Source organism: Brevibacillus dissolubilis (assembly GCF_006170445.1).
Lineage (GTDB): Bacteria > Bacillota > Bacilli > Brevibacillales > Brevibacillaceae > Brevibacillus_B > Brevibacillus_B dissolubilis.
Genome location: NZ_VCNA01000001.1, coordinates 726,760 through 739,205, shown reverse-complemented (window position 1 = coordinate 739,205; position 12,446 = coordinate 726,760). Strand labels below are relative to the sequence as shown.

The following is a 12,446-nucleotide window of genomic DNA, read 5'->3' as shown; positions in this document are numbered from 1 at the left end:
CACGGACGCGAGCATCATCACGCTTCCGACTTATCCATTTGCGAAGAAGCGCTACTGGGTGGAGAACTACCTCGGAAAAGCGAGCGGACAGCAGGTGGCGAGTGGAGCTCCAGCGCCTGTGACATATGGAACACAGACAGCAATCGGAGCAGAGGGACATCGAAGTGTGCCAGAGACGTTCAGCACCAGCGACTATGCACAAACCAGCTCCCAAGCAAATAACCAAATCCAAGCATTGACCCCAGCGCTCGACGAACCATTCCAACCGTACCATGGCGACGAGGTCACGCTTGAGATCATCGACAACCAGATCGCCATCGTCCGCATGCAGGACCGTGTGAACAAAAACATGTTCTCCGACCAGATCGTCCGCGGGCTGATGACCAAGTTTGACCAGATCCGCCGCATGCCAGGCATCAAGGCGATCATTGTCACAGGTTACGACAAAATCTTTTCCATGGGCGGCACACCAGACACCCTCCACGACATCGCTGACAAAAAAGCCAACTTCACCGACTTCCCGTTCATGTACCGCGGACTGCTGGAGACCGAAATCCCAGTCATCGCCGCGATCCAAGGCCACGCTTCGGGCGGCGGGCTGCTGTTTGGCCTCTATTCCGATATCGTTGTCATGTCCGAGGAATCCGTCTATACCGCCGTGTTTATGAAATTTGGATTTACGCCGGGGATGGGTGCAACGTTCATTTTAAGTGAAAAATTAGGCAGAAACGTCGCCACTGAAATGATGCTGACCGCGAAATCCTTCGTCGGAACCGAGCTGCACAACCGTGGGGCCTCCGTGATTTTCCGTCCGGGGCAAGACGTACTCGCCGAGGCGCTCCGCATCGCACGCGGACTTGCCGACAAGCCGCTCCATTCGCTCAAGGTTCTGAAAAAAGAACTGGCGGGACGCATCTTGAGCCAGCTGCCGCAGTACATCGAGCGGGAGCGTTATATGCACAGCGAGACCTTCCATGATCCTGAAGTGAAGCAACGGATTGAATTTTTCCTCAACCCGGAAAAACATACGACACAACAACCAGCACCAGCACCAACTCCGGTACCAGTCCAGCCTGCGCCAGACGAAGTGTTGGACGACGGGTTCTTCGAGCAGCTGTTAACCGAGCTGGAGAGTGGCAACATTACGCCAGATCAGGCCATGGAATTAAGAAAGAGGGTGTGAGGAACGTATGCGGTTTGTAAGTGAACAAGAGATCTATCAGCAGGTCGCAAGCGGCCAGATCAGCAAGCAAGAAGCCATCGGGCTGTTAAAGCAATTGCTGCAACAAAAAAACAGTACGCCCACAGCGCAAACGGCACCGGCACCAGTACCAACCACAACCGTAAGCGGCGGGAAGCAGACAAGCTTCCTGCCCGCTCAGGTTCGTGAGCAGGTGGGCGAGATCGTCGGTGCGGTTCTGCATCTGTCACCCGGTGAGCTGAATCCTGCACTTAGCTTCCGCGAGATGGGTATCGATTCGATCAGTGGGGTGGAGATCGTCCGCGACCTGAACCAACGCTTCGGACTGAATCTGGATGCGGTCGTGCTGTACGATTATCCGACTGTAGATGAGTTGGCACAGGTAGTGGTACGTGAAGGGCAGAAGAGCTGGGGGAATGCTTCTGCGGTTTCACCAGCGCCGCAAGTAACACCAGCACCGCAAGTAACGCCAGTACAGCAAGTCCAGCCGGGAACAGCCGTTCAATCCCAAGCACAGATTCGCCAGCAGATCATCGAGATCACAGGCCATGTCCTGCATCTCCCGGCCCATGAGCTGGATCTGGCGCTGAGCTTCCGCGAAATGGGCGTCGATTCAATCAGCGGGGTAGAGATCATCCGCGATCTGAACAGAGTGTTTCAACTTAACTTGGATGCAGTCGTGCTGTATGATTATCCGACCATTCATGAGTTGACGGGGCTGGTAGTGGGGCGGTTGGAAAAGGATGCTGGGAAGCAGGCGGTGGTATCAGCACCAGCGGGTACAGAAGCACAGGTTTTGGATGTACCGGCCGTTTTGGCACAAGCACAGCCGTTTGCGGAACCACCGATTTTTGCAAAAGGACAGCCATTTACGGAGCCACCTGTTTTTGCAGAAGCGCAGTCGTTCGCATCAACAAATACATCCAACCCGATTTCGCCATCTCCCGCTTCAATCCCGACCATCACCAGTATCCGCCAGCAAATCATCTCCATCCTTGCAGGCGTTCTGCACCTCGCCCAAGCCGACATCAGCTCTCATCTCAGCTTTCGCGAGATGGGGATCGATTCGATCAGCGGGGTAGAGATCGTCCGTGACATCAACAATACCTACCAGCTCAATCTGGATGCTGTCGTCCTCTACGATCATCCGACCGTCGACGAGCTTGCGGAACTCGTCTTACGTGAATGCCAAAAGGCTGGGGCAGCACAAGTCGTCACGACTTTTAGCTGGAATCCAAATGAAAATCTACATACGGCTCCTGCTCCTGCGCCAGCTTCAATGGTAGCTGAATTTTTAAATTCGGTTTCACCAACAGTTCAAGCGCCAGCTTCGGCTTTCGCTTCTATTTTCGCGCAAGAGCCAATCGAGTCTTCAACTCAAGCACCTTTATCAGACACGGGGATTATCAACGTTGCGGAAATTTTCGGGCAGTCGCCGCTTTTCACACAGCAAACAACGTCAGCTCCACAGACCGGGACTATTGGTCAGAGCAACACGGCGATCACCCAATCCCAAGTAACACCACACCCAGCACCATCTCTGATCACCCGCTCCTCTAGTGGCCGGGTCATCCTTACCACAGCCGCCCAAGCATCCACCCACACCCCAGTCACTGGGCAGGCACGAACCAAAATACGGCTCCAGCAACAATCAAGGCCTGTATGTGAACCAGTATCCACATCCGCAATTGATCCAGCAAGACCAACTAATCTTACACAGCCAACACAATCAACCATAGACATCGCGCCCGTCGCAACAGCGAAACCCGTACCGACGACGATTACACCCGTCACAACAGCGACACCCGCACCGACGACGATTACACCCGTCACAACAGCGAAATCCGCACCGACGACGATCACACCCGTCACGACAGCGAAATCCGCACCGACGACGATTACACCCGTCACAACAGCGAAACCCGCACCAACGACGATCACGCCAGTCTCCACAGCGGCATCATATACCGGGCAACAATCTGGGAAGAATCCGAACCCAACCCCGAGCTACAACACAAGCCACACTAATACCGCACCATCCACCCAGCCAGCAGACCACACACCGCGTCCAACCACGACGGACATCGCCATCATCGGCATCGCAGGCCGTTTCCCAGGCGCGGACACCGTGGATGAGCTCTGGAACAACCTTGTGCAAGGCGTGGAAAGCATCACCGAAGTGCCAAAAGAACGCTGGAACATCGACGACTATTACGATGAGAACCCGCGCGTCCCGCATAAAACCTATTGCCGAAAAGGCGGCTTCCTGCGCGACGTCGATAAGTTTGACCCGCTCTTTTTCAACATCTCACCATTTGAAGCCGAGTTCATGGACCCGCAGCAGCGCCTTTTCCTGCAGGAATCGTGGAACGCCTTGGAAGATGCGGGCTATTCAGATAAAGCCCTGTCCAACCTCAAATGCGGTGTGTTCGTAGGCTCTGCTCCCGGCGACTATGGCAAAATTCTCGCTCAGACTGGAGCGGACAACACCTCGGAGGGCTTCGCAGGCATGTCTTCGTCAATTCTAGCGGCGCGTATCTCCTATTTTCTCAATCTAAAAGGCCCTGCGATCTCGCTTGACACCGCCTGTTCCTCGTCACTCGTGGCGATTCACCAAGCCTGCCAAGCGATCATCAATGAAGACTGTGACATGGCATTGGCCGGGGGCGTCGTGATCATGACTACACCGGATCTTTTTATCCGAACCAGTAAAATGGGGATGCTCTCACCGGACGGCCGGGTGCGTACGTTTGACCACCAAGCCAATGGCACGCTGATCAGCGAAGGCGTCGGTGTCATCGTACTCAAGCGACTCGATCAAGCGATCCAAGACCGTGACCACATCTACGGCGTGATCAAAGGCTCAGGTGTCAACCAAGACGGCAAAACCAACGGCATCACCGCACCGAGCGCGCAGTCCCAGACCAGACTGGAGCTGGACGTATACCGCCGCAGCGGGATCAACCCCGAGCAGATCAGCTACGTCGAAGCACATGGCACGGCGACACCGCTTGGCGACCCGATTGAGATCAAGGCATTGACCGAAGCCTTTTCCACCTATACTTCCAACAAACAATTCTGTGCAATCGGCTCCGTCAAGGCCAACATCGGACATACCACGGCAGCGGCAGGCGTGACCAGTGTGATCAAGGTACTGCTTGCGATGAAGCACAAGCAGCTGCCGCCATTGCTTCATTTTGCACAGGAAAACGAGCATATCCGTTTCAACGACACGCCTTTTTACGTCAACACCGAGCTGCAAAATTGGGAGACGAAAGGCGGTATCCCTCGTATGGCGGCTGTCAGCTCGTTTGGTTTTAGTGGCACCAACTGTCACTTGGTCATCCAAGAAGCCCCAGAAAAGAGGTAGTGACGATTATGGGAAAGATTATCTGCATCATGAACCAGAAGGGCGGGGTGGGCAAAACCACTACCACGCTCAACCTCGGCGCAGGTCTTCGGCAGCAAGGCAGACGAGTCCTGCTCGTTGACCTCGATCCCCAGGCCAGCCTGACGTCCGCTGTGGGTGTACAGCACCGGACGCTTACCTATACCCTGTACGACCTGCTCAAGGGGGAGGCGGAGTGGGACGATGTGATGATCGAGCGCAATGGCATCCCGATGCTCCCATCCTCCGTCTCACTCTCCGGAGCCGACGCCGAGCTGTCTTTGACCGCCGGACGGGAAGCGTTGCTCAAAAGCCTGCTGGCAACCGTACAGGACGACTACGACTTCATCCTGATCGACTGCCCGCCCAACCTCGGCTTGCTTACCGTCAACGCCCTGACCGCCTCCGATGAAATTCTCATCCCGATGCAGGCGGAGTACCTGCCGCTTGACGCGATGAGCTACCTGTTTGAGACAATCGAGATCGTCCGGGAACGACTGAATGCCGCGCTGCGAATCGCCGGGATCGTGATCACCAAGTACGATGCCCGCCAGCGCCTGCAACGGGAAGTCGTCGATGTGATCCGCAATCATTTTGGTGATCAATTATTCCAAACCTTCATTAGAAGCAATGTCGCGCTGGCTGAAGCCCCAAGCTTCGGGCAAGACATTTTCACATACAAGCCCAACAGCACGGGAGCCAGGGATTACGCTGAGCTTTGTCAAGAATTGATGAGTGGGGGGTTAGCTAAGGTATGACAAAAAAGAATAATCGTTTAGGCAATAACCCTTTGAGCTGGATTCGCCAGACCACCAACGAACCGTCATCCGACAGCCCGCAACCCCAAGCGAAAACACCGAAGAAACGAGCCGCATCCAGCAAAAAAGCGAAGAAAGAGACAACGACAAAAGCGGTCACAGAGTCCGATGATGCCAATAAGGTTAAAGAGGTCAAAGAGGCAGACGATGGAGTGGACGCGCTGGAGTCAGAGCAGTCTTTGGCAACAGCAGGGACAATGAAGCCAGAGGAAAAGCAGGCTGAAGAGCAGACGGAGAGTGAGTCTCTGAAACAGCAGGTAATTCTAACGGGGAGTTCGAGTGAGACGGAAGTCGAGGTGGTGCTCGAGGAAGGTCAGGAACCAACACAAGCAGACGCCGTGGTGACGACCGAAGCAGACGAAGCCGCTCCACAACAAAAACAGCAGGCAAGCATAGCCGCCACCCCAGAACGTGAAGAATCACCGATCCCGACCACCCAGTCCACCATCGAGCATGCCTGCTTCCTTTTCGCGCTCTCTGCCAAAAACGAAGCAGCTCTCAAGACCAAGCTCGCTGACGTGCATACTTGGCTGGAAAAATCGGGAGATCAGCACCGTCCGGGCGACATTTCCTACACCATGCTCGTCGGCCGCAGCCATTTTTCCGTGCGGATCACCTTCGTCGCGCAGACCATCGGTGAGCTCAAGGCAAAAGTAGCACTGCTCAACCAACCCGAGCATCTGGCGACTGAACTCGAAAAACGCAAAACCCTGATCGCCCAGCCAAAAAATGCTTATGAAGAGCTGGACAACCTGCTCCACACCATCCAGCGACCTGAAGCGGCTCATTTGGCAGAATATTCGAATCAGTTGACTGCGTTGGCGACATTTTATCTCAGCGGCTACGATATCGACTGGAAAAGTCTTTATCTCCATACCGATTACCACCGCATCAGCATGCCGACCTATCCGTTCGCCAAAGACCGCTACTGGATTCCAGAGCCAGCCACGAAACCCGCTGCTCCGAATTCTCCACAAGCACACAGCCAAAATGGCACCACCCAAATAACTCCCGGCGAGACCGCCAAGCTTCACCCATTGGTGCACACCAACACTTCGACGGTCAGAGAACAGAAGTTCACGAGCAGACTGAAAGGACAGGAGCCATTTTTCACAAAAGGGCAGGGGGCAGACACCCTCGCCGGACTCACGTATCTCGAAATGGCATACGCCGCCGCCATGCTTGCTGAAGAAGGAACCGTGCACTCGTTGACCGATCTGCGCTGGGCTCAGCCGATCGAGTGGGACGAGGCGCAACAGCCGCAAGAGATCCAGCTGAGCCTGTATCCGGAGCACGACGGCTTAGTGTTCCAGATCAGCACCGCGAAACCCCAAGAAAAACGCACGATTCACGCACAAGGTCAAATCCGCTATGTCACCGACAGCGAGCAACTGACGCCTGAGCATATTGAACTTGGTACGATCCATGCCCGTCTCGCCTCTGGAATGGGGAGTGGAACATCCGGACACGCAGCGGTTGCTGAGATCTTGACCGATGGAGCGGAGCTTTTGGCCCGGCTCAGTCTGCCGGAGGAGCTGGCAGATTCGAACGGGATAAGGGCTGTGGCACAGACGGAAGAGCAAGCGTTCACCCTCCATCCTGTATTGCTGGAAGCGGTTCAGCAGGTGGCTGGTGGTTTTATCCACAGTGAAAAGAATGCAGGGGGATTCGAAGCTCACGCTAATCAGCGGATCATCCCGATTGCAATGAAGCAAGCAGAGATATACAGAGCTCTCCCGCGTGAATGCTACGCCTACATGACCAAGAGTAAAAATGGCGTGGGAGGCACCAACTCCAACCCGCTTGTGGGTAGGACGGATGCGACCTGCGACATCACTCTCACCGATGAAAAGGGCATTGTGGTTGCGCGATTCCAAGGTCTGACGCTGTGGGAGGTTCAGCCCGCTTATATTGGTAGCTCTCATACGAATCCAGATTTACAGGGCAGTAACCGAACAGCCCGAGGTGATCAGAACAGCTTAGTACCAAGCATCACAGGAGGTTCCAACCAGCCGGAACTCATGTATTTCACCAGCGAATGGGTCAGAACTCCGTTTACTGAGTCCGAGACAGCAGAACCACCAAAATCAGCCGTCACCACCAGACGAACCGCTTTTTCCGGCCCGATCGTGCTGTTCGACACCGACGATACGCTGTTTCTGAGCATCCAGACCGCGCTCCAGTCCAACGCGGACAGCCAGACTCAACCAATCCAAGCCATATTGGTCAAACCGGGCACCGCTTTTGCCCAGCTCGACAGCCACACCTACGAGATCGATCCAGAAAACAAGGAGGACTACATCTGGCTTCTCCAGCATCTCGCCGGACGCAATCTGCTACCAGAGCGCATCCTGCACCGCTGGCAATCGTACGACCCAGCAGCCAGCCAAGGCGGGCCGAACGGGCTGACCGCCCAACAGGCGCTTGATTCCTATGTCCAGACCTCGCTTGGCAAGGGTGTCCACCCGCTGTTTCACCTGATCCACGCGATCCACGAGACCAAGACCAGATCACTTCGCCGTCTGCTTGTCGTCTACAGCGAAAAGGCACAGATCCCCAATCCGTTCCTCGAAGCGGTGAGCGGCTACGCCAAATCACTTGGGTTTGTCCTGCCGACGCTGGCGCTATCGATGGTACAGGTGAGCGATGATCCAGCCACACAGGAACAGCTCAATCAAGCCTTGATTGAAGAACTGGCGAACCACGCCGTCACCTATCCAAGCGAAATACGCTACGAGAATGGCGAACGGTATATCAGACAATATAAAGAAGCAACACCTGCTAGTCTCTCAGGTATCGCGCCCAAGCAACACGGTGTCTATCTGATCACAGGCGGCGCAGGCGCACTCGGTCTGCTTTTTGCCCGCTATCTGGCGAAAAACTATCAGGCCAAGCTGGTGCTGACAGGCCGCTCTGAACTCACCGACGCCAAGCGGAAAGCGATTCAAGAGCTGAATATTTTCGGCTCCGATGTCCTGTACCTGCAAGCCAATGCCGACAGTCTGGACGAGATGCAGCAGGTCATCCTCACCACTCGTGAAAAATTCGGCCCGATCAACGGTGTTATTCACGCCGCAGGCAATGTCGGCGACCTGCGTATTACCGAAAAAGAATGGAGCACCTTCGCCGCCACCCTGAAGCCCAAAGTCCACGGAACCGTCATCCTTGATCAGCTGACCAAGACCGAGCCGCTGGATTTCTTTGTGATGTTCTCATCCACGTCTGCTGTTCTTGGCGATTTCGGTCAGTGTGACTATGCGGTCGGCAACCGCTTTTTGGATGCGTACGCTCGTTTTCGTGAGCAGCTGCGGGAGAACCGTACCCGTCTGGGGCAGACCATCTCGATCAACTGGCCGCTCTGGCGCGAAGGCGGGATGGGCGGTGGCAGTGATGCAGAAGAAGAACAATACCTGCAGACATCCGGCATGGCTTATCTGGAGACCGAGAGCGGGCTTGCGGCTTTTGAACAGATTCTCGCGGGGGGTGTCTCCCGAGTTGTCATCATGGTCGGGATACCTAACCGCCTGAGACGGGTGCTTGGGATTGAGCCGGTGATGGGACAGGCGCAACCGCAAGAACCCGCCAAAACCAAGGTCAAAAAGCTGGTCAAACGCACCGTCACCACCACTCAAGCCGAGCGAACCGCCCCAGAGCATCTGGTAGAAACCGAGGTCCGCACCCAAGCCGCTTCGCTGCTCAAAATGAACCCAGACGACATGGACATCACCGAAAACCTTGGCAACTACGGCTTCGACTCGATCAACCTCAAAGAGCTGGCGATCCTCATCGGGGACACCTATGGTTTTGAGCTGTCACCGACCGTCTTTTTTGCCCACAGCTCTATCCAAGCGATCCGCCAATATCTGCTGGATGAGTTCAGCGCTGAGCTGACCGCTTTCTATCAAAAAGAGGGCGGAGAGCAGACTGTGGAAGAGTGGGTGGAAGTAGAGGTAGAAGAGGAAGCATCCACAGAGGGAGCATCAGAGAAGTCTCCCGAAGGCGCAACCGAAGATTCCAACCAAAACAATCGTTACAGCGACATTCCCGTCATCGCTCCATATAAGCTGCTCGACCCGCGTTACCGTACGGCGAGCCAATCTTCCCAATCTGGCGAAGGCACATCCAGCACCGTCCGCCGCCAGACCAAAGAGCCGGTCGCAATCATCGGGATCAGCGGCGTTTTCCCAGGCTCTGCGGATCTGAACCACTTCTGGCACAACCTGCAGGCAGAAAAAGACCTGATCAGCGAAATCCCGTCCGATCGCTGGGATCACACCCAGTACGGCGACCATTCGGCACTTCGCTATGGCGGTTTTATCACCGATGTGGACAAGTTCGACCCGCTCTTTTTCAATATCTCGCCAAAAGAAGCGGAGCTGATGGACCCGCAGCAGCGTCTTTATCTGGAAAATGTCTGGAAAACTATCGAGAATGCAGGCTACAAGGCAAGCCAATTCTCGGGTCAATCGGTTGGGGTCTTCACAGGCGTGCAGTTCTCCGACTACCGCGAACGGCTCAGCCACCTACGCCACCAGCAGATTGCCACAGGCAATGAAATCGCGCTGATCTCCAACCGCGTCTCGTACCTGCTCAACCTGCGCGGCCCAAGTGAAGTCGTAGACACGGCCTGCTCGTCTAGCTCCGTCGCCATCCACCGTGCCGTCAAAGCGATACAAAACGGCGAATGTGAGCTGGCTATCGCGGGCGGGGTCAGCCTCCTGCTCTCCCCGCATACCTATCAGACCGTCGGCGAGCTTGGCGTGCTTTCCCCAGACGGCAAATGCAAGACCTTCGACTCCCGTGCCAACGGATATGTCCGCGGCGAAGGGGTCGGCGTCCTGCTGATCAAGCCGCTGTCCCAAGCGATTGCCGACCGAGACCACATCTACGCCGTCATCCAGGGTACAGCCGTCAATCACGGCGGCAAAGCCAACTCGCTCACCGCGCCGAATTCCGACGCGCAGGCGGCACTTTTGGTCAAAGCCTATGAGGACGCGGGACTTAGCCCCAGCACGGTTTCGTACATCGAAGCCCACGGCACAGGCACAGAGCTGGGCGATCCGGTCGAGATCGACGGGCTGAAAAAAGCCTTTAACGAACTGAGCCGCCAAGACCCGCAAGCTGCCAACCGTCATGGATACTGCGGCCTCGGCTCCGTCAAGACCAACATCGGTCACTTGGAGCCAGCCTCTGGGATCGCGGGCTTGATGAAGATCATCCTGTCGATGCAACACGGTGTCCTGCCGCGCACGCTTCATTTTGACAAGATGAATCCATATATCGATCTGAAAAACTCACCATTCTACATCGTAGATGAACAAAAAACATGGGATCGGCTGACAGACGTGGCGGGCAACGAGATTCCGCGCCGCGCGGGGATCAGCTCGTTTGGGTTTGGTGGTTCGAACGCCCATATCATAGTGGAAGAGTACACAGGAGCAGGGCATGGGGCCGTAAGTGACTCATCGGAAGCTCCACAAGGCAACACGAATGCTCCGCAAGCCAACAACGTCCCGCACCTGTTCATTTTCTCCGCCAAAGACCGTGCCCGCCTGATGGAGCAAGCACAGAACTTCCGCGCGTTCCTCGATCAGTCGGATACACGTACAAGCCACTCGTTGACCAACATCGCCTACACCCTACAGGTCGGCCGTGAAGAGATGGAAGAACGCCTCGCCATCGTCGCATCCACTCCGCAGGAGCTGAGCGAGAAGCTCGGCCTGTTCGCTCAAGGCAAGACCAAGGGCCAAGCGATCTACACAGGCAACAGCAAGCAAGACGCGGAAAAGTGGGAGCATCTGTTCAGCGGCGCGGAAGGCGAAGAGTTCATCAGCGTGATCATCCACGAGCGCAAATTAACCAAGCTAGCCCAGCTCTGGGTGTCTGGCATGACCATCCGCTGGGAGCGCCTCTATACCGGCCCGAACGAGGGTGTCCTCCCGTACCGCACCTCGCTTCCGACCTACCCGTTCGCTCGCGAAAGCTACTGGATCGACCTCGACGCAGGAGCACTTGCCGGAGTGGGTGGTCAGGGCGAAGCCAAGCTTCACCCGCTGGTCGGGCGCAATACGTCGACCTTTACGACCCAGCGCTTCAGCAGTACGTTCACCGGGAATGAATTTTTCCTCCGCGATCATGTTGTCAACGGGCAGAAGGTACTGCCTGGTGTCGCCTATCTCGAGATGGCCCGCATCGCCACCGAGCTTGCAGCCGAGCAGAGTGTCGGTCACATCCGCAATGTGATGTGGTCGAAACCGATCATGCTGACAGACGATAGTGTAGGTACGGCGCCCGGACAACCTGGGGCAGAAGTCCATCTCCATCTCTATCCGGACGGGGATGCCGCAGACTTCGAGGTGTTCACCCTTGATGAACAGGACAACATCACCGTACACGGGCAGGGCAAGGTCAGCTTCGAGCAGATCGAATCCAATCTGCCAAGCTGGATCGATCTCGACGACATCCGCGAGCGTTGCACGACGGTCAAGTCGAAGCACGAGTGCTACCAAGACCTCACCGTCGTCGGCTTCGGCTATGGCCCAGCCTTCCAGCCGATTGAGGAGCTGAGAGCCAATGATACAGAAGCCCTGTCTCTGATCCAGCTTCCGGCAAGTGTCCGTACCGATTTTGACCGTTTCCTGCTGCACCCAAGCCTGATGGACGGTGCTCTGCAGACTGTCGCTGGGCTGATCGGCCCAACTGCAGGCGCGCTCTACATCCCGATGGCGCTCGGTGCACTGACGTGGAACGGCGAGCTGCCGCAGACCTGCTACGCCTATGCGACGTTTGCCAGAGAACCGCACAGCACGAATAGCGGCATGATGAGCTTCCACGTCCAGCTGGTCGACGAATCCGGCCACGTACTGGTGACCATGCGCGATTTTTCCGTGAAAGAAGTAAAAGAGTCCCTCAATAACCGCAACGGCCTGATCGATCTGTTCCAACGGTTGAAAAACGGCGAACTGGATATCCATGAAGTTGAGCAATTAATGGAGGGCGCGACCTTATGACAGAACCTACAGACCAACGAAATCTCTTC

Annotated in this window: 3 protein-coding genes and 2 pseudogenes; all 5 read left to right on the top strand. The window is 55.8% G+C overall.

Translation table 11 applies throughout. The annotated features are described in order from the left end of the window. The first annotated feature begins 58 nt into the window (after window positions 1-58). The 5 genes and pseudogenes from FGI41_RS25750 to FGI41_RS01895 all read left to right on the top strand — a co-directional run bounded on the left by FGI41_RS25750 (window position 59) and on the right by FGI41_RS01895 (window position 12,417). Window positions 59-1,183 (top strand): polyketide synthase, encoded by a 1,125-nt coding sequence (locus tag FGI41_RS25750; RefSeq protein ID WP_438358003.1) that lies wholly within the window; start codon window positions 59-61, stop codon window positions 1,181-1,183. A 7-nt stretch (window positions 1,184-1,190) separates the two neighbouring features. Next, a pseudogene (locus tag FGI41_RS25745) lies at window positions 1,191-2,366 on the top strand (phosphopantetheine-binding protein); the annotation flags it as partial. A gap of 114 nt (window positions 2,367-2,480) precedes the next feature. Beyond that, window positions 2,481-4,568: pseudogene (locus FGI41_RS25740) on the top strand (type I polyketide synthase); the annotation flags it as partial. 11 nt (window positions 4,569-4,579) lie between these two features. Next, the gene (locus FGI41_RS01900) at window positions 4,580-5,347 is read left to right on the top strand and encodes a ParA family protein (protein WP_139488195.1); all 768 of its coding nucleotides are present in this window, start codon (window positions 4,580-4,582) and stop codon (window positions 5,345-5,347) included. Beyond that, complete coding sequence (locus FGI41_RS01895; RefSeq protein WP_139488194.1) at window positions 5,344-12,417, top strand: SDR family NAD(P)-dependent oxidoreductase; 7,074 nt, start codon at window positions 5,344-5,346, stop codon at window positions 12,415-12,417. Before FGI41_RS01900 ends, FGI41_RS01895 begins: the two co-directional genes overlap by 4 nt. The last annotated feature ends 29 nt before the right edge of the window (window positions 12,418-12,446 follow it).

Excerpts from the sequence above, each read along its gene's own strand:
- FGI41_RS01900 (WP_139488195.1), top strand. The coding sequence starts at position 4,580 with ATGGGAAAGATTATCTGCATCATGAACCAGAAGGGCGGGGTGGGCAAA.
- FGI41_RS01895 (WP_139488194.1), top strand. The coding sequence starts at position 5,344 with ATGACAAAAAAGAATAATCGTTTAGGCAATAACCCTTTGAGCTGGATT.